At 72.9% G+C, this 18,170-nt stretch carries 14 protein-coding genes and 1 pseudogene; 7 read left to right on the top strand and 8 right to left on the bottom strand.

The window, feature by feature from the left end; all coding sequences use genetic code 11:
• Window positions 1-650: 650 nt before the first annotated feature.
• Both ACFWP3_RS22735 and ACFWP3_RS22730 read right to left on the bottom strand, forming a co-directional pair.
• A pseudogene (locus tag ACFWP3_RS22735) lies at window positions 651-1,370 on the bottom strand (IclR family transcriptional regulator C-terminal domain-containing protein); the annotation flags it as partial.
• An 827-nt stretch (window positions 1,371-2,197) separates the two neighbouring features.
• Complete coding sequence (locus tag ACFWP3_RS22730; RefSeq protein ID WP_384223962.1) at window positions 2,198-2,830, bottom strand: sigma factor-like helix-turn-helix DNA-binding protein; 633 nt, start codon at window positions 2,828-2,830, stop codon at window positions 2,198-2,200.
• Between the two features lie 495 nt (window positions 2,831-3,325).
• On the opposite strand from ACFWP3_RS22730, the gene metG reads away from it, so the two are divergent.
• Window positions 3,326-5,041, top strand: coding sequence for a methionine--tRNA ligase (gene metG / locus ACFWP3_RS22725; RefSeq protein ID WP_384223959.1), 1,716 nt, complete (start codon window positions 3,326-3,328; stop codon window positions 5,039-5,041).
• A gap of 60 nt (window positions 5,042-5,101) precedes the next feature.
• Here the strand turns inward: metG and ACFWP3_RS22720 are convergent, their stop codons facing one another.
• From ACFWP3_RS22720 to ACFWP3_RS22710, 3 genes are all read right to left on the bottom strand, one after another.
• Window positions 5,102-6,634: a YfcC family protein gene (locus ACFWP3_RS22720; RefSeq protein ID WP_384223956.1), complete on the bottom strand. Its 1,533-nt coding sequence runs from the start codon at window positions 6,632-6,634 to the stop codon at window positions 5,102-5,104.
• The gene (locus ACFWP3_RS22715; RefSeq protein ID WP_384223953.1) at window positions 6,631-7,092 is read right to left on the bottom strand and encodes a M20/M25/M40 family metallo-hydrolase; all 462 of its coding nucleotides are present in this window, start codon (window positions 7,090-7,092) and stop codon (window positions 6,631-6,633) included. Before ACFWP3_RS22715 ends, ACFWP3_RS22720 begins: the two co-directional genes overlap by 4 nt.
• Window positions 7,093-7,180: 88 nt before the next feature.
• A complete protein-coding gene (locus tag ACFWP3_RS22710) occupies window positions 7,181-8,104 on the bottom strand; it encodes an alpha/beta hydrolase (protein ID WP_384223951.1) in 924 nt (307 codons plus the stop codon).
• Window positions 8,105-8,357: 253 nt separating this feature from the next.
• Between ACFWP3_RS22710 and ACFWP3_RS22705 the strand changes: the two genes are divergently transcribed.
• Window positions 8,358-8,942 (top strand): hypothetical protein, encoded by a 585-nt coding sequence (locus ACFWP3_RS22705; protein WP_384223948.1) that lies wholly within the window; start codon window positions 8,358-8,360, stop codon window positions 8,940-8,942.
• A 99-nt stretch (window positions 8,943-9,041) separates the two neighbouring features.
• On the top strand, window positions 9,042-9,818 hold the full coding sequence (locus ACFWP3_RS22700; RefSeq protein WP_384223945.1) for a hypothetical protein: 777 nt from the start codon (window positions 9,042-9,044) through the stop codon (window positions 9,816-9,818).
• Window positions 9,819-9,836: 18 nt separating this feature from the next.
• Here ACFWP3_RS22700 and ACFWP3_RS22695 read toward each other — a convergent pair whose 3' ends face one another.
• From ACFWP3_RS22695 to ACFWP3_RS22685, 3 genes are all read right to left on the bottom strand, one after another.
• Complete coding sequence (locus ACFWP3_RS22695; RefSeq protein WP_384223943.1) at window positions 9,837-11,024, bottom strand: MAB_1171c family putative transporter; 1,188 nt, start codon at window positions 11,022-11,024, stop codon at window positions 9,837-9,839.
• Window positions 11,021-11,578 (bottom strand): toxin-antitoxin system, toxin component, encoded by a 558-nt coding sequence (locus ACFWP3_RS22690; protein WP_328928674.1) that lies wholly within the window; start codon window positions 11,576-11,578, stop codon window positions 11,021-11,023. Before ACFWP3_RS22690 ends, ACFWP3_RS22695 begins: the two co-directional genes overlap by 4 nt.
• 64 nt (window positions 11,579-11,642) lie before the next feature.
• Window positions 11,643-12,311, bottom strand: coding sequence for a helix-turn-helix domain-containing protein (locus tag ACFWP3_RS22685; protein ID WP_384223941.1), 669 nt, complete (start codon window positions 12,309-12,311; stop codon window positions 11,643-11,645).
• 218 nt (window positions 12,312-12,529) lie between these two features.
• Between ACFWP3_RS22685 and ACFWP3_RS22680 the strand changes: the two genes are divergently transcribed.
• The 4 genes from ACFWP3_RS22680 to ACFWP3_RS22665 all read left to right on the top strand — a co-directional run bounded on the left by ACFWP3_RS22680 (window position 12,530) and on the right by ACFWP3_RS22665 (window position 18,065).
• Window positions 12,530-13,516, top strand: a complete 987-nt coding sequence (locus ACFWP3_RS22680) for a helix-turn-helix domain-containing protein (protein WP_384223938.1) — start codon at window positions 12,530-12,532, stop codon at window positions 13,514-13,516.
• Window positions 13,517-13,618: 102 nt separating this feature from the next.
• Entirely contained in the window at window positions 13,619-14,974 is a 1,356-nt protein-coding gene (locus tag ACFWP3_RS22675) for a 6-phospho-beta-glucosidase (RefSeq protein ID WP_384224024.1), read from the top strand.
• Window positions 14,975-15,290: 316 nt separating this feature from the next.
• A complete protein-coding gene (locus ACFWP3_RS22670) occupies window positions 15,291-17,267 on the top strand; it encodes an MDR family MFS transporter (protein ID WP_384224021.1) in 1,977 nt (658 codons plus the stop codon).
• A gap of 135 nt (window positions 17,268-17,402) precedes the next feature.
• The gene (locus tag ACFWP3_RS22665; protein WP_384223936.1) at window positions 17,403-18,065 is read left to right on the top strand and encodes a GPP34 family phosphoprotein; all 663 of its coding nucleotides are present in this window, start codon (window positions 17,403-17,405) and stop codon (window positions 18,063-18,065) included.
• The last annotated feature ends 105 nt before the right edge of the window (window positions 18,066-18,170 follow it).

The following is an 18,170-nucleotide window of genomic DNA, read 5'->3' as shown; positions in this document are numbered from 1 at the left end:
CTGTGAGGAGGCGCGGACTGGAATGGTCACGTGACCAACGCATGACCAACAGCGGTCCGAAACACCGAGAAACAGCAGGTGAGGGTGACCAACCGTGGCAGGCTCCGGATAGCCTCCACGGGGGTGTTCGTGCAGGTCAGTGAACTAAGAAGCTGGTGCCCGAGTGGAGAGTTCAAGTCCCCCCTCGGACACAAAAGAAGGACCCCGCTCCGGCGGGGTCCTTTTCGTTGTCCCGGGGACGACCCGCGGGCCGTCCGGTTCACGGGCTGTCCGGTTCACGGGCCCAGGACCACCAGGCCCGTCGGGGTGGCCAGAGTGCCCGGGGCGACCTGGGTGAAGGTGTGCGGCAGGGACAGGCACGGCCGGCCGGTGTCCGGGAGGGCGTCGAAGAGGTACGCCGCCGCGGACGTGGTGTCGCTGACCAGGTGGGGGCCGGCGGGGGAGCCGGTCGTCCCGGTCACCGGGGTGCGGAAGAGCCGCCTGAGGTGGCGCAGGGTCTCCGGGGTGAGCGGAGCCCGCCCCCGCTCGGGCCGGGGCGGCGCGGCCGGCGGCCGTACGCCCGAGGAGTCCGGGGTGTCCCCGGTGCCCGCCTGGGCAGGGGCCCGCTCGCCGGGCGGGGCGGCCGGGGCGTCCGGCGGGATCGCGCCCGACAGGAGCAGTGCGAGCAGTACCGGGACCGCCTTGCGGCGCAGCGCCTCGGTGGCCGCGGCCAGCCGGTGCGCATGGGCCGCGGGCAGCGAGAGCGCGAGGCTCCCGGCGGCGTCGCCGACCGCGATGGGGACCGCGGAGCAGACCACGCCGGGGGAGTACTCGAGCAGGTCGAAGACGGGTGCACCCGGCGCCACCGAGTCCAGGGCGGTGAACAGGGTGCGGCTGTCCGTGATCGTCCGCGGGGTCAGCCGGGCCGGGCGGTGCCGGGCCACGTGGTCGGCGCGGCGGTCGTGGTCGAGCTGGGTGAGCAGGCACTTGCCCACGGCGCTGGCATGGGCGGCGGCCCGGAAGTCCACCCACTCCCGCACCGGCGGGGTGCCGGGCCCGTCCGCCATCTGCGTGATGCGGACCTCGCCCTCCGCGTACCGGCTCAGGTAGACGGCGGCGCCCGCGCTGTCCCGGGCCAGGGCCAGGGTCCGCTGGAGCTGGCCCGCCAGACCGTGGCAGCCGGGGGCCGCGAGCCGGTCCAGGGCCGGTCCGCGCGCGTACACCCCCGCGGCCGGCCGGTACGCGTACTCCTCCTCGCACAGCATCGACAGCAGCGGACCGAGCGCCTCCTCGGTCAGACCCGACGCCCGTGCGAGCCGGGCGGCCCGCACGCCCAGGGGGTGCTGCTCCAGGACCCGTACGACGGCCAGCGCGCGCCGCGCCTCCGCCAGGGCCTCGCCGGTCCCGGCCTGGACGACGGTCCCGCGCGCCGCGGCCGTCAGCGCCGGGTGGCGCAGCGGCCCCGCCGAGAGGGCCGGTACGGTCACGGGCGCCGGGGCCGGGGCGGCGGCCGGGGCGTCCGCGACCGGGGCAGCCGACGGCCGGAACGCGGCCAGCACCCCCGGCAGCCCCGGCCGGGGCAGCGGCACCGGGCCCAGGTCGGGATCGTCCAGCTGGTCGACGTAGCGCAGGACCGCGGCCTGTGCGCAGAGCCGCACCTCCCGCAGGTCCCGGCGGCCGCCCGGCCGGAAGCCGCGGCGGCCCAGCTCGCGCGCCCAGAGCCGGGCGTCGTGGTGCTCGCCGCGCCGGGAGTGGTCGAGGAACAGGCAGTACGCGGCCGGGGCGGTGCGCGCCCGGCCCGAACCTGCGGCGAACTGCCACCAGAACCGCGCGCCTTCGCGCATCCCGGCCAGGTGCAGCAGACAGCCGAAGACGACCGCGCCGGCCAGATCGCTGTGCCCGCTGGAGAGGAAGGAGTCGAGCTGCGCTTCCGCCTTCGGCCCGCACACGGCGGCCAGGCAGGCGGCCTTGAGGTCGCGGCGGGCCCGCTCCGAGTCGAGCGGGCAGTCCCGCGCCGGGTCGCTCCAGCCGAACACCGACCGGCGGCGGGCGCGGTGTCCGGTGGCGGGCGCGTGCGGGGTGGCCCGCAGCAGCCGGGCCTCGGCCGCGCCCAGGTCGTAGTGCGGATAGCGGTCGCGGACGCCCGCCCGGGCGAGGAACTCGGCCAGGGAGCGGGGGGTCTGTTCGCCGTCCTGCGGTCGCCGGCGCTCGTAGGGCCTCATGATTCGGCTGATTCGGCCGGTCCGGCGGTGTCCGCGGAGGTGTCGAGCAGCCGGGCGAGGCGCCGGTGGGCCTGGCCGAGGTAGGAGCGGACCGTGGCCTCGTCGACGCCCATCAGGGCGGCGGCCTCGCCGGGGGTGCACTGGAGTCCGTACCGCAGCAGCACCGCGTCGCGCTGCCGCTCGGCCAGCCGGGAGACGGCGGAGTAGAAGCGGATGGTGTCGGTCAGCACCTCGTACTGATCGGCGTGGGCTTCCTTCAGGGCGGCCTCGAAGGCGCTGATGTCCACCGGCTCGGGCCGCTGCGGCTGCCAGGGGTGGCGCCGGTGCTGGCGTTCGACCAGGCACTGTTTGAGCACGGTCCACGCGTACGCGTCCAGCCGGTCCATGTGGAGCATGCGGAGCCACTCGCCCATGATCGAGTCGAAGGCGGCGTCCACCGCTTCCTCGGCCGCCTCGTCCGAGCCCAGCTGCAGATACGCGAAGCGCATGTATGCGGGCCGACGGTTGGCGTGGAAGGCCCAGTACGACAGGCGCGCCGTCGGATCCCACTGGCTCATGGGCGTCGGCCGCCGGCGTCGGCTCGGCAGTCCCACGGCCCCACCGGACTCCTCCGGTCCGCCATCGCTCACCGTTCCACCTCATCCCCTGTGCCGTGCACCAGGAAATCAGCGCGGGCGCACTCGGAGGGCGCAGAGAAGAAACCTGGAAATATTACGTTCGGTGATGATCGAGTCGTGATCGAGGGCGATCACGCAGGCGTTCAACCAGCGCGTATGCATATGCCTCTCGCAGATGGCAGTGCACGGCGGGTGACGGCCGCGGGACCGCGACACCTGTCGCACGCCCACCGGACGTCCGTCGCGCGCCCACCGGATGCCCGCCGGATGTCCGTCGCACGCCCACCGGATGTCCGTCCGCTGACCGCCGGTCGGGCGCGCGGCGGACCGGCTGTAGCATGGGCGCCATCGCGAGGGCCGTGACGCAGAGGTCACCACCCTCGCTTTTGTGTTACGTCCACCCAGAACAAATGCGGCGCGGGGCCTTTCGGCGGTTCGATACGATGAACCGCACTCACAATCCGTCACGTCACGTTGTACCGCACATACGAAATGGAGCATCCGAGGATGGCTCGACACCTGATCACCAGCGCGCTTCCCTACATCAACGGGATCAAGCACCTGGGCAACATGGTCGGGTCGATGCTTCCGGCGGATGTGTACTCCCGGTACCTCCGCCAGCGCGGCCACGACGTCCTCTACATCTGCGCCACCGACGAGCACGGCACCCCCGCCGAACTCGCCGCCAAGGAGGCCGGTCTGTCGGTCGCCGAGTTCTGCGCGCAGGCCCACGACGCCCAGAAGGCGGTCTACGACGGCTTCGAGCTGTCCTTCGACTACTTCGGCCGCAGCTCCTCGGAGCAGAACCGCGAGATCACCCAGCACTTCGCCCGCAAGCTCCAGGAGAACGGCTTCATCGAGGAGCGCGCGATCCGGCAGGTCTACTCGCCGGTCGACGGCCGCTTCCTGCCGGACCGCTACGTCGAGGGCACCTGCCCGCACTGCGGCTACGACAAGGCCCGCGGCGACCAGTGCGAGAACTGCACCCGCGTCCTGGACCCCACGGACCTGATCGAGCCCCGCTCGGCGATCTCCGGCTCCACCGAGCTCGAGGTCCGCGAGACCAAGCACCTCTTCCTGCTCCAGTCCAACCTGCAGCACGAGGTCGAGTCCTGGGTCTCCGAGCACGAGGAGGAGTGGCCGCAGCTGGCCTCCTCCATCGCCCGCAAGTGGTTGACCGAGGGCCTGCACGACCGCGCCATCACCCGCGACCTCGACTGGGGCGTCCCGGTCCCGGCCGACACCTGGCCCGAGCTCGCCGCCGAGGGCAAGGTCTTCTACGTCTGGTTCGACGCCCCGATCGAGTACATCGGCGCGACGAAGGAGTGGTCGGACCTGGACCCGGCGAACCGCGACTACAAGTCGTGGTGGTACGAGGCCGAGGACGTCCGCTACACGCAGTTCATGGCCAAGGACAACGTCCCGTTCCACACGGTGATGTTCCCCGCCACCGAACTGGCCACCCGCGAGCCGTGGAAGAAGGTCGACTACGTCAAGGCCTTCAACTGGCTGACGTACTACGGCGGCAAGTTCTCCACCTCGCAGAAGCGCGGCGTCTTCACCGACCAGGCGCTGGAGATCCTCCCGGCCGACTTCTGGCGCTACTTCCTCATCGCCAACGCGCCCGAGTCCGACGACTCCTCCTTCACGTGGGAGCACTTCGCCGCCACGGTCAACAAGGACCTCGGCGGCACCCTCGGCAACTTCGTCAACCGCGTACTGACCTTCTCCCGCAAGAAGTTCGGCGACGAGGTCCCCGCGGGCACCCCCGCCGGCGAGGCCGAGGCCAAGCTGGGCGAGCAGATCGCCGAGCTGCTGGCCGAGTACGAGGGCCACATGGAGTCCCTCCAGTACCGCAAGGCCGCGGCCGGGCTGCGCGCCCTGTGGTCGGCCGGCAACGCCTACCTGGACGAGAAGGCCCCCTGGCTGGAGGTCAAGACCGACCTGGAGGGCGCGGCCCTCACCCTGCGCACCGCGATGAACCTGATCCACCTCTACTCGGTGGTCTCCGAGCCGTTCATCCCGGCCTCGGCGCGCGCCATGCGCTCCGCGTTCGAGCTCGCCGGCGACACGGCCACCTGGGTCACCCCGGAGCAGGCAAGGTCGCTGGACGCGGTCCCGGCCGGCACGCCGTTCACCGTGCCGCCGGTGCTCTTCGCGCGGGTCACCGAGGAGGACCTGGAGTCCTACCGCGAGCGGTTCGGCGGCACCGACGCGGCCTGACGACCGTCCGACCGGAGGGGCGCGACCAGCCGTGGTCGCGCCCCTCCGGCGCACCCGGGCTCACATCGCCGCGCCCAGCACCAGGAAGCCGCAGATCAGCACGAAGAGGATGGCCAGCAGCGGCCAGACGAAGCGCAGGTACGTGTCGTAGCCGACCTTGGCCAGCGCCACACCGCCGATCGTCACGGCCGTCGTGGGCACCCACAGGTTCATCCAGCCGCTGGCCGACTGCCAGGCCGTGACCACCACCGCGCGCGAGACTCCCGCGAAGTCCGCGAGCGGGGCCAGGATCGGCATGGCGAGGGTGGCGTGGCCGGAGGTGGAGGGGATCAGGAAGGCCAGCGGGAGGTTGACCACGAAGACGATCACCGCGAAGACCCCGGACGAGGTGCCCTGGACCACGCCCTCGATGGAGTGGAGCACGGTGTCGGTGATCTTCGAGTTGTTCATGATGACGGTGACCCCGCGGGCCAGCATGATGACCAGGGCCGGCGAGATGAAGTCCGCGGCGCCCTGGATGATCGTGGAGCTGAGCTTCGCCTCTCCCATCCGTGCCACCAGCCCCACCAGCACCGCCGCGCACAGGAAGAGCGCGGAGAGCTGCGGGAAGGACCAGTCCAGCTCCCAGGAGTACGGGGCCGCGTCCGCCTCGCCGGTCAGCGCGCCGGACCAGGGGACCACCGAGAAGATCATGAAGGTGAAGACCAGGACGAGCAGGACCAGCACGGTCCGGTGCAGACGGGTCAGCTCCGGTTCCACCTCGTCGGCTCCGGTGGCCTTCTGCTCGCGGTCGCCCGGCAGGAAGCCGCACAGGGACTTGGCCGGATCGCGCTGGACCCGCCTCGCGTACCGGACGACGTAGAGGATCGTCACCGCCGTCAGCACCACCCACATCGCGAACCGCAGCACGATGCCGTCGCCCAGCGAGATGTCGGCGGCCGAGGAGGCCACGCCGGTCGCGAACGGGTTCACGGTGGAGCACAGCACGCCGATGCCCGCACCCAGGATCGAGGCGCCGACGGCCACCAGCCGGTCGTAGCCGAGGGCCAGCATCATCGGCACCAGCAGGCCGTAGAAGCCCAGGGTCTCCTCGGCGAAGCCCTCCACCGTGCCGAGGACGGAGAACACCAGCATCACGGCGGCGATCAGCAGCGCCCCGCGGTCGCGCAGCCGGTGCGCGAGCCGGGCGATGCCGCGGTCCAGGGCGCCGGTGGCGAAGACCACGGTGATGAACGAGCCGATCGCGAGGACGAAGAGGAAGACGCCCGCGCTGCCGTACAGCTCGCCGGCGAAGCTCGGGCCGACCTCGCCCGTCTTGGCGTCCTGGATGCCGTACAGACCGTTGACGGGGGAGAGGAAGAGGTCGTTCAGCCGCTGCGTGAAGCTCTGCGTGTCGTCGACCCGGTGGTAGGTGCCGGAGACGGGGGCGCCGCCGGCGTCGCGGTCGTACTGGCCCGCCGGGACGAGGAAGGCCAGCAGCCACACCGCCACCGTGACGATCGCCAGGATCGTCAGCGCGCTGGGGAACGCGAACTTGCGGGGCGGCGCGGGCGGTTCGGCCTCGGGCGCGGGCACCGGGGGCGCGGTCGTCACCGGGGGGCTCCGGCCGTGCGCGCCTCGAAGCCGGGGCCGGTGTCGCCCGGGGTGACGGTGAGCGGGATCCCGAAGGGGCGCTGCGCGCGCAGGTGGTGCACCAGCGCGCCGAGGTGGGCGATCACGTTCGACTTGTCATCGGCGATGCCGCGGGCCCGCAGCCCGCCGCCGGGCACCGGGGTCGCGCGGAAGGGCGGGGAGAGCCACAGGGCCTCGTCGCCGGCCGACTGGACGTCGTAGTGCCCGTAGAGCAGGACGGTGGGCGCGTCCGGGCCGGGCGGGAATCCCGGAAAGGCGACCGACGGGATGGCCGCCAGCCGCTGCAGATCCGACCGCAGCCCGTCCATCAGGGCGTCGGCCCGGTGCTCCAGGCCGTCCGGGCGGGCCCGGCCGTCCGAGCCGTTCCGGCCGGCCGGGTTCGCCGGGCCCGCCGGGCTGGTTCGGCCGTCCCGTTCCATCCGCCACCGTCCCTCCTGCTGGTGCTCCGATCATGGGGCGGGGCGGGCGGCGGTGCCGTGGCGGACGGAGCCGGACGGGTGAGCCGGGTCAGGCGGTGACGGCCTTCAGCTCCTGATCGCCGTCGGAGTCCAGCGGCGGGTAGGTGACCGCGCCCCGCACGAGGCAGTCCTCGAAGAAGCCCAGGCAGCGCAGGTGGTAGGCGCGGGCCGCGTAGCCGAGGCTGATGTTGTGGCCGGCCTCCGGCTGCCGGTCGATGTGCACCCGGGGGGCTGCGGTGAGCCGCGACCTCAGCTCGGCGAGCGCGTCCCGGTCGAACCGCCACCACGGCTCGTGCTCGGCGAAGGTGAACCGCACGGGCACGCGGACGCGGCCCGCGGCGGCCCGGAAGACCTCGGGCCAGCGGACGATGTCCGCCTGTTCCCGGGGCGGGACGGGGGCCACGATCGAGGCGCAGGTGGTGAAGGTGCTGGGCGGGTAGAGGCGCAGCGGCCCCCAGCTGCGCCGGCCGCCCCTGGAGGCGCCCGTTCCGGAGAAGGCGTCCGGCGCGTAGCGGTGGCCGCACCCGGAGATCTCCATGCCGAGCAGGTCCGGCGGGGCGTGGTCGGCGGCGGTGAGCAGCGCGACCTTGCCGCCGAAGGAGTGGGCCAGCAGGAAGACGCCGGCCCCGGTCGGATACCGGGCGCCGAAGTCCCCGACCGCCGCGGCGAGGGCGGCCGCCTGCTCGGCGATCGTCCGGCCCTCGGGGTGCGCGGCCGCCGACCGGCCGTAGCCCGGCCGGTCCACGGCCACGACCGTGTACCCGAGGCGGGCCCCCAGGGTGAGCAGGGAGAAGTCGGGGAGGGCCTGGCTGTCGAAGTACCCGGCGCTCATGCCCGCCCCGTGCACCGCGACCACCGTGGCCCGCGGCGGGCCCCCGGACGGTGTGCAGAGCAGGGCGGACAGGGAGCCGTCGTTGGTGTCCAGGCCGATCCGGCGCACTCCCGGAGACAGCTCCTCGCGGGCGGTGCTCATGCCGGCACCGCCCCCCGGGCGGTCGGCTCGGCGCCGACGGTGATGACGTCCGTGTCCACGGGAGCATCCTGCGCTCGGATTGTCGTATTCATGACGTGACGCGCCGAACCCGGTCCGATCCGCTCCGTCGGCGATCTTGTCCGGTCGGCCGCGTGTCGAAGCAGGGCCGTGATCGTTTCTTCAGCCGTAAGCCCCATGAACCTCATGAGGCCCATCTGAAGCCGATCTGTGCTGCGGAAATCGGGAGGACGCGGTGACCGCTTGGCAGTACTTCGCCGGGGCGGGCCTGGTGGCGGCCCTCTGCCCGCTGCACGGCCATGTGGCGGTCGCGGGCGACGGGCACGGCCGCGGCGCCCGGGTCGACCTGTGCGTGCCGGGCGGCGGGCCGGGCCGGCCGGTGTTCCGGCCGCCCTCGGTACGGGCGGGCGTGCCCGGAGCCGAGCGGCCCACCGTGCACCACCCGGGGCGGTCCCCCGAACCGCCCGCGGCCGCGGACCGGACCGCGCCCCCGCGGCCGACGGGGGCGCCGCGGCCGACGGGGCCGGTGGGGCTCGCGGCGCCTTCCGCGGAGGCCCGGGCCGAGCTTCCGGAGCCGCCGGTGCCCGCGCCGGATCCGGGGTCCGGTCCCGGACCGGTCCGGGCGGACGCACCCGCCCCGCCCCGGCCCAGGGCCGCCGCCGCGCCCGCGAGCGCCTTCCACGTGCGTCCGTACCGCTCTGTGGCCTTGAAGCGGCGCGGCCCCGGCGGGATGTCCACGGTGATGCTGATGGTCGTCGTCACGACCCCGGCCGTGCTCGCGGCCGCCGCCCTGCGCCCCCGCTCCAAGGGCCGCGGCTGACCGCAGCCACCGCCGCCGCCCGCTCCGCGCGTCCACGCAACCGACCGTCCACCGATCCACCCACCGATCCGTCCACCGATCCACCACGGGAGAACCCACGTGTCCGAATGGCTGGTCCTGGCCATCGCCATGGCGCTCGTCTGCGCCCTCGTCCTCACCATCACCCTGATCCGGCACCGCCGGGCCGCCGACGACGAGGACACCAGCGAAACCCCCGATGTCATCGAGTACATGACCATGATGGTGGGCGTGGTCTACGCGATCGTGCTGGGTCTGGCCATCGCGGGCGTCTGGGAGGCGCGCGGCGCCGCCGAGGACAGCGTCCGCCGCGAGGCGCAGGCGCTGTACGAGGTCACCCAGCGCGCCGACGTCTACCCGGCGGCCGTCCGCGACCGGATCCGCGGCGAGGTGGACGCGTACGTCTCCCACACGGTCGCCGTGGACTGGCCGCTGCTGACCTCCGGCGAGAGCGCCTCGGCCGAGGGGGCGCAGCTGCTCGGCAAGCTGCGCAGCGACGTCACCCACCAGAGCCCCGCCACCGAACTCCAGGCGCAGGCCTACCAGCCGCTGCTGGACCACATCGCCGCCGCCGACGACGCCCGCCACTCGCGCACCCAGAGCTCGGAGTCCACGCTGCCGAGCGTGGTGTGGTTCGGGCTGCTGGTCGGCGGGGTGGTCACGGTCGGGCTGATCTTCACCCTGCAGATCCGCCGGTCGGGGCGGGAGCTGCTGCTGGCCGGGCTGTTCAGCGCCCTGATCGTGTTCCTGCTGTTCATGGTGTGGAGCTTCGACGCGCCCTACGGGCGGGACGGGACCGACTCCGCGGGGCCGTTCCAGGACCTGTTCCCGGCGACGGCGGTGGCCGCCGCCCGCTGAGCCTGCGGCCTCCGCGGCTCAGGCGCGGCCGCTCCCGGACAGCGCGGCCTGCTGCCGGACCGCCTGCACCACCGGCGAATGCCGCAGGGCGTGGGAGATCCGCAGCAGGTCGCGCGGCCCGTCCGCGGTGTCGAGCACGGTCTCCTCGCCGGCGCCGATGACCATGCCCTCGGGGTCCGCCGACCGGGCCTGAACGGCGGCCGCGACCATGGCCGCGTCGGCGACCGCGCGGGCGGCCGCCTCGTCCGCCCCCTCCGCGAGGGCCCGCTCGTACGCCCGGTCGCGCAGGGCCCGGTCGAAGTAGGGGCCCAGGTGCAGGAATCCGTCGTGGATGTCCGACTCGCGCTGGATCACGCGCAGCTCGGCCGCGGACCACCAGGCCATCTGCACGGACGGGGTGCCGGCGGGTGCGGAGATCTGCACCTCCTGCCACAGCGAACCGAGCTTGCGGTACGTCGCCCACGTCTCCCAGTTGTCCGACATGCGCTGGCAGACGAGCGGGAGCACGAAGCCGATCGCGCTGATCAGGGCTCCGACGGAGGCCAGCGGCGGGGCGACGAGGGTGCTGAGGAAGTCGAGGTCGTGGCCGGTCCAGCGGGCGATCACCGCGGTCATCTTGGTGGCGTCGTAGCTGAGGTTGAACATGTAGCCCGCGACGATGATCATCAGGCCGACCCGTAGCCAGCCGCGCACCTGGAGGGACCAGCGCCAGCACATGGCCACCATCACCACCGCGGCCACGTTGTGCGCCACGAGGTAGAGGGCGATCATCTCGCGGATGTACGGGGTGTTCGCGTAGTGGGTGTCCAGGTCGCGCAGCCGCTCCTCGGGGGCCTCGCCCAGGGCGAAGAGCACGACCAGGGCCACGATCACCAGGCTGTAGCCGAGGATCCAGCGCTGCGAGACGCGGCGGGTCTCCTCGGGCGGCCCGCCCCGCCAGTTGACGACCAGGACCAGGCAGGACGCGCTGAAGGCGGTGATCAGGCAGTACACCAGCGGGGCGGAGACGTTGGGCACCCCGGTCCAGCGGTTGACCGCCGCGATGGTGGGCGGGGCGGCGAAGGCGAACACGGCGCCGGCCAGCATCAGCAGCGCGCAGACCGACCGGAGGAGCGGATCGCGCCAGTTGTGGCGCAGGGCCGGCAGTTTGAAGGCGAGCGAGACCGCCATCGCGGCTGCCGGTATGTAGTAGTCCTGGCCGTTCAACGATCGTTCCTGTGCCCCCGGTAGCCCAGCGCGGCCTCGATCCGGCCCGCCAAATGGTCGCGCTGTGCCGGGGCCCGGTGGCTCGCCGACCCGGCGAGCCAAGTCCGACACCGGCTCCCCAGCAGTAAGCCGAAGGTCTCGGCCTCGGTCTCCTCCCGTACGTCGGCACGCGTGCGCGCGGCGACGCGGCGGACGGTCTCGCCGATGTCGGCCTCGTCGGACAGCAGCCGGGCGGCGACGGCGGCGCCGTCGACGTGATGGCTGCAGTGGCCGGCTTTCATGTGCCACAACTCGTGGCCCAGGATCACCAGCTGGTGGTCGGGTGCCGTGCGTTCCTCGATGACCACGAGATCGCGGTCCGCCATGTCGAGCCACAGACCGCTGGCCGTCCCCGGCGGGAACGAGGCCATCCGGAAATCCACCCGGCGGCCGCGGTGTCTGCTCATGCCCTCGCAGAGGGCGGCGTAGAGGTCCACGGGTTCCACGGGGGCGGTCAGCCGGATCCCGGCCACCAGCTCCCCGCACAACCGCCGCTGCTCTCTGCCTATGCTCACCGTTCTCCCCGTCGGCGCGGATCCGGATCAGGACTCAAGGATCAGACCCAGATGTTCGACTGGGTCAGGACTCGTTCGGTTTGACGCTTTCGAGGAGCATGTCCAGCCATTCGGTCACCTTGTCCCGGTGCTTGTCGCTGGGCAGTTGGGCGGCTCTCCAGGCGATGCCCCGCACACCGTGGTTCTGGAGGAGTCTTGCCAGCGGATCGCCTGCCGAAGCGGCCGCGGCCGGTACGGTTTCGCGCGCACGGCCCGCGAAGTCCTGGAGCAGCTGTTGCTCGGTGCGCTGGAGCGCGTCGGTGAGGGCGTCCGCGTCGTGGGCGGTGAGGAAGCCGGCGTGCACCCCGAAGAAGCGCTGGATCGCGTCACAGTGCTCCATGGTGGGGCGGCGGTCGCCGTTGATCAGGGCTCCGGCCTGCTGCCGGGACATCCCGGCGCCGTCCGCGATCTCCTGCTGCGTGTAGCGGCGGCCGTTGGGTTTGACCCGGGTGCGCCGCAGCAGGTCGAGGCGCTGGAGGAAGCGGGTCTGGAGATCGGGTTCGCCGGCGGGCCTGCCGTCGAGCAGGATCCTGACCACGTCCGTGGGTACGCCGGACGCCTCCGAGAGGCGCCGCAGGTCAAAGACCTGGTTCAGGTCGCGGCCCAGCTTGCCCGCGAGTTCGGCGACGCGCGTGACGGTGGCTGCCAGGGGTGCGTGGGCCACCGCGACGGGAGCCGGGAAGCCGTCTGTCACCAGGGGTTCTCCTAGTTCGCACGAAGTCGGTACGGGCACATGGTCGGCTTCTGGAATCTAGCCGCTATCGCACCGAAGGGCTAGAACGTGCCACAGCTGTGGCGGGAATGAGCTGTCAAGAGGCTGGAATTGCCACAATAGTTGACACTCGAATGAAGTCGGTAGCAGGATCGCCACACGGAAATGAAGATCCAGACCGTGAGGAGGGGGAGCTCTCGGTGCCACATCTCGCAGCGGTGGGCCCGGCCGATGGCCTCGCCCGAGCCGGTGAGGAGCGCCTGGCGGGCGAGGAGTCCGCACGCGGCGCCGTGCGGTCGGAGCGACGCAAGGAGATTTTGCGCCAGCGCCGCGAGGAACTGGGGCTGAGCCAGGAGGACCTCGCGGCTCGGCTGCGCATCAGCGTGCGCGCGTACGGCAATTGGGAACGCGGCCTGGTCAAGGAGTGGACGGACCGCAAACTGCTGGCCCTGGCAGAGGCGTTGGAGATGAGCGAGAGACAGTGCTTCTGGCTCTTCCGCGTCATGGTCGACCGCGACCCCCCGCCCACCTGGCGGGCGGCCGAGGAGAACCGGCTGCCCGAGGACCCCGCGCAGCGCGACTACCTGTGCGACTACGCGGCCCTCATGGAAGCCGTCCCCTACCCGAGCTTCCTGGTGGACCACCGCTGGGACGTCGCGCTCACCAACTCGGCCTTCGACCAGCTCTTCCAGACGGTGCGGCCGCACCCCACGGCCCTGCCCGACGACAACTTCCTGCGCTTCGTGCTCTTCCATCCGGACGCCGCCGCCGTGCTGGAGGACCACGAACCGGCCTGGTGCGTACCGCTGCTGGCCCAGTTCGCCACCGCGCTCGCCGCGGCCCCGGAGGACGAGGGACTGCGCAGCATCCGCCAGGAGGTGGCCCGCGACCCCTTCATGGAGGCGGCCTACCGCTACGGGGTGCCGCACTGGCTGAGCATGCGCGGAGCCGAGGCGGCCGAACAGGACGGGGCGGTGCGCACCGTGCGCCACCCCGACCCGCGGCGGGGCATCGTGCGCTGCCGCATGGTGGCCGAGACCAGCCGCATGCTGGACGCGATGGGGCTGACCCGGATCACCCTGATCCTCTCGGCTCCGCAGGGCGCGCCGGCCGGCCCGGTCCGGGGCGGCGGGCCCGCCCAGCAACAGGGCGCCCGGCTGCGCGCCGTGCCGTCGCTGGGGGAGTGAGCGGCCGGGGGAGACTGTGCCCCGTAGGTCGCGTGCCACGGATGCCGTCACGGTCCCGTGTCACCGATCGTGGCACTGGTGGCGGTGAAGGGCGGTAAGGGCGTGCGGCTGGCGATCCTCGGCGGGGGCGGTTTCCGGGTTCCCCTCGTCTACGGAGCACTCCTCGGCGACCGCGCCGAGGGCCGGGTGACCGAAGTGACCCTGTACGACGAGGATCCGGCGCGGCTCGGCGCCATGGCCCGGGTGCTCGCGGACCAGGCGGCCGCCGCCGGGGTGCCCGACGCCCCGGCCGTCACGGCCACCGGCGACCTCGACGAGGCCCTGCGCGGGGCCGCCTTCGTGTTCTCGGCCATCCGGGTCGGCGGGCTCGACGGGCGGGCCGCCGACGAGCGGATCGCCCTGGCCCAGGGCGTGCTGGGCCAGGAGACGGTGGGCGCGGGCGGGATCGCGTACGGGCTGCGCACCGTGCCGGTGGCCCGGGAGCTCGCGCGCAGGATCGCCCGCGCCGCTCCCGACGCCTGGGTCATCAACTTCACCAATCCGGCCGGGCTGGTGACCGAGGCGATGGCCGAGGAGCTCGGCGCGCGCGTGATCGGCATCTGCGACTCGCCCGTGGGGCTGGGCCGGCGCATCGCCGGGCTGCTGGGCGCCCGGCCGCAGGACGCCTGGATCGACTACGTCGGCCTCAACCACTTGGGCTGGGTGCGCGGGCTGCGCGTCGGCGGCCGCGACGAACTGCCGCGGCTACTGGCCGACACCGAGGCGCTGGAGTCGTTCGAGGAGGGCCGGCTCTTCGGCGCCGAGTGGCTGCGCTCGCTCGGTGCGATCCCGAACGAGTACCTGCACTACTACTACTTCAACCGTGACACCGTACGGGCCTACCAGGAGGCCAAGCAGACGCGCGGCGCCTTCCTGCGCGACCAGCAGCGCGGGTTCTACGCCGAGGCGGGCCGGTCCGGGCTGCCGGCCGGGGCGGCGCTGGCCGCCTGGGACCGGACCCGGGCCGAGCGCGAGGCCACGTACATGGCCGAGAACCGCGAGGCGGCGGGGGCCGGCGAGCGCGACGGGAGCGACCTGGAGTCCGGCGGCTACGAGAAGGTGGCGCTCGCGCTGATGCGGGCCATCGCCCGGGACGAGCGGGCCACGCTGATCCTCAACGTGCGCAACGGTCAGACCCTGGCCGTCCTCGACGCGGAAGCCGTCATCGAGGTGCCCTGCCTCGTCGACGCCAACGGCGCCCACCCGGTGGGCGTCGCCCCGCTGCCGCTGCACGCGGTGGGGCTGGTGACGGCCGTCAAGGCGGTCGAGCGGGAGGTCCTGGAGGCCGCGGCGAGCGGCTCGCGGGCGGCCGCGGTGAAGGCCTTCGCGCTGCACCCGCTGGTGGACTCGGTGGGGGTGGCCCGACGGCTGCTCGACGGGTACGCGTCCGAGCATCCGGGCCTGGCCTACCTGCGCTGACACCCGGCGCGGGGGGCTTCGCGGGGGCGTTCCGGCGGGGCTTCGCGCGGGCGTTGAGGCGGGGCTTCGCGGGGGCTTCCGCGGCCCTTCCCGCAGTCCTTCGCGGCCCTTCCCGCGGCCCTTCCCGCGGTCCTTCGCGCGGTACTTCGCCGCCCGGGCCTTCGCGTCGTGGCCGGCGCGGTCGCCCGTACGGCCCATGCCGCATGCGGCGGGGCGGGGACGCTGTGAGAGTGCGAGGGTGACCACTGCCCCCGCCACGGCCGCCGCGCCCCCCGTGCTCGACCGGCGGCGGCGCAACATCGTCTTCGGCACGATCATGCTGGGCGTCCTGCTGGCCGCGCTCGACCAGACGATCGTCGGCACCGCCCTGCCCACGATCGTGGGGGACCTCGGCGGCGGCGACCACATGTCGTGGGTGGTGACCTCCTACCTGCTCGCGGAGACCGTGGCGACGGTACTGGTCGGCAAGTTCGGTGACCTCTTCGGCCGGAAACTGATCTTCCAGATCTCCGCCGTCGTCTTCATCAGCGGCTCCTTCCTGTGCGGTCTGTCCCCCAACATGACGTTCCTGATCCTGTGGCGCGGCGTCCAGGGCGTCGGGGCCGGCGGTCTGATGGTCACCGCGATGGCGCTGATCGCGGACGTGGTGCCGCTGCGCGAACGCGGCAAGTACCAGGGCATGATCGGCGCCGTCTTCGGCGTCGCCACCGTCATCGGACCGCTGCTCGGCGGGTTCTTCACCGACCAGCTGACCTGGCGGTGGTGCTTCTACGTCAACGTCCCGATCGCGATCCTCGTCGTCATCGCGGCCGCCCGGACGATCCCCGCCGTACGGGCCGAGGGCAAACCGGTCATCGACTACCTGGGCATCGCCCTGGTCGCGGTCGGATCGAGCGCCCTGATCCTGGCCACCAGCTGGGGCGGCAACGAGTACGCGTGGAACTCGGTCACGATCATCGGCCTGTTCGCGGGCGGCGCCGTCGCCCTGGTCCTGTTCTGCCTCGCCGAGACGCGGGCGGCGGAGCCGATGCTGCCGATGCGGCTCTTCCGGAACCCGGTCTTCTCCGTGTGCTCCGTGCTGAGCTTCATCGTCGGCTTCGCGATGCTCGGCGCGCTGACCTTCCTGCCGACCTACCTCCAGTACGTCGACGGGGACTCGGCCACGGTCTCGGGCGTCCGGACCCTGCCCATGGTCTTCGGGCTGCTGATCGCCTCGGTGTTCAGCGGCAACGTCACCAGCAAGACCGGCCGGTACCGGATCTTCCCGATCGTGGGCAACGCGGTCATGGGCGTCGGCCTGTACCTGCTGTCGCGGATGGACCCGGGCACCAGCACCCTGCTGGAATCCCTGTACATGTTCGTGCTCGGCACCGGCATCGGCCTGTCCATGCAGGTGCTGACGATCGCCGTGCAGAACACCGTGGACTACGCCGACCTCGGCACGGCGACCTCCGGGGTCACCTTCTTCCGCACGCTTGGCAGCGCCTTCGGGACGGCCGTCTTCGGCACGATCTACGCGAACAGCCTGGGGCCCGAGCTCAAGGCGGGGATCGCGGAGTCGGCGCGGATCACCGGGCAGGACCCGGCGCAGCTGGCCCGGGAGATCTCGACTCCGGAAGGCGTGCACCGGCTCGATCCGACGGCCGCGGGGCCGATCATCGACTCCTACGCGCACGCCCTGCACACAGTGTTCCTGTGGACCGTGCCGGTGGCGGTGGTCGGATTCGTCGTCGGGCTGTTCCTGAAGGAGGTCAAGCTCCGCGACAGCGCCCGCGCCGGGTCGACGGACATGGGCGACGGCTTCGCCTCGCCGGCCACGGCCAGTGGGAACTCGGCCAAGCTGCTGGAGCTGGCGGTCGGCAAACTCGTACGGAGCATGGGGCCGGAGACGGCCCGGTCGATCGTGCACGCCTCGGACACCCGGCTGGACATCGCGGGCGCGTGGGCCGTGATGCAGGTGGAACTGCTCACCCGGACGGTGGGCGCCGCCAGCCTCGGCCTGATCGCCGGGCGCCGTTCCGTGCCGCCGGAGGTGCTGCTGCCGGTCTTCGACCGGATGGTGGGGGAGGGCTACCTCAGCCGCGAGGGCACGTACTTCGCGCTCACGCCGGGCGGACAGCGGGAGGCCGACGTCATCTCGGCGGCGTGGGCGGACTGGCTCGGGGACCAGCTGGAGAAGGACCGGGGCCGGCCGCGGAGCGCGGAGCTGCGGGTGGCGGCGGACGCGATCGCGAAGCGGCTGCTGGCGGAGGACCTGCGCGAGGGCAACTTCGCGCCGAGGGCGGTGGCGTAGGGGAGGCCGGGCGGCGGGCAGGGGTGTGGCGGGGGCGGGAACTTCCGGGGGCGGCCGTGCGTCCTTCCGTTCGGGGTACGGGGCGAATTCGGGGAGCGCGTGAAGCGCGGGCATCGGACTACGGGGGTATCGGCCATGACGGTCACGCTGGCGGAGGAGATCATGCTGCTCTCCCTGGACGACGAGTCCGGGGCGACGAGGCAGCGGCAGGCGGTGGGCTGGGCCGTGGCGGGCGGGATCCTGCTCGAACTGGTCCTGGCGGAGCGGGTGACGGTGAAGGGCAAGTACCTGGAACTGTCCGACGACACGCCCACCGGTGAGGAACTGATCGACGGCCGCCTCGGATTGATGGGGACGTGGCTGCGCGGGCGCAGCAAGCGGCGGGTGACGGACTGGCTGACGAAGGACCAGGCGAAGGCGGTCGGAGCCGCCGTCGAGCGGCTGCGCGAGCGCGGCGTGGTCTCGGTGGAGGAGAGCAAGGTGTTCGGGGTGTTCCCGCGCCGCCGCTACCCGGAGGCCGACGGCACGGTCGAGCGGGCCCTGCGGGAGCGGCTCGGCGCCGTGGTCCTCGAAGGCGCCGAACCGGACGAGCGCACGGCGGGCCTGGTGGCCCTGCTGCACGCGGCCAAGCTGCACCGGCTCGCCTTCCCGGACCTGCCGCGCGGGCAGGTCTCGGCGCGGATGGCGGAGATAGCCGCCGGTAAATGGGCTGCCGAGAGCGTGCGGGCCGCGATCCGCGACATGCAGGCGGCGATGGTGGCGGCCACGGCGGTGACGGTCGTGGTGGCGGCCGGCTGAGGCCGCCCGGACCGGGGCGATCCGGGGCCGGGTCGGGCTGATGCCGGGTCGGGTCGGGCTGATGCCGGGGTCCGGTCGGGCTGATGCCGGTCGGTCGGCTGATGC

This window comes from Streptomyces sp. NPDC058525, assembly GCF_042719495.1.
Classification (GTDB): domain Bacteria; phylum Actinomycetota; class Actinomycetes; order Streptomycetales; family Streptomycetaceae; genus Streptomyces.
The sequence above is the reverse complement of the archived record's forward strand: the minus strand, read 5'-3'. Positions and strand labels throughout refer to the sequence as shown.

Excerpts from the sequence above, each read along its gene's own strand:
- metG (WP_384223959.1), top strand. The coding sequence starts at position 3,326 with ATGGCTCGACACCTGATCACCAGCGCGCTTCCCTACATCAACGGGATC.
- ACFWP3_RS22715 (WP_384223953.1), bottom strand. The coding sequence starts at position 7,092 with ATGGAACGGGACGGCCGAACCAGCCCGGCGGGCCCGGCGAACCCGGCC.
- ACFWP3_RS22710 (WP_384223951.1), bottom strand. The coding sequence starts at position 8,104 with ATGAGCACCGCCCGCGAGGAGCTGTCTCCGGGAGTGCGCCGGATCGGC.
- ACFWP3_RS22670 (WP_384224021.1), top strand. The coding sequence starts at position 15,291 with ATGCTGGGCGTCCTGCTGGCCGCGCTCGACCAGACGATCGTCGGCACC.
- ACFWP3_RS22665 (WP_384223936.1), top strand. The coding sequence starts at position 17,403 with ATGACGGTCACGCTGGCGGAGGAGATCATGCTGCTCTCCCTGGACGAC.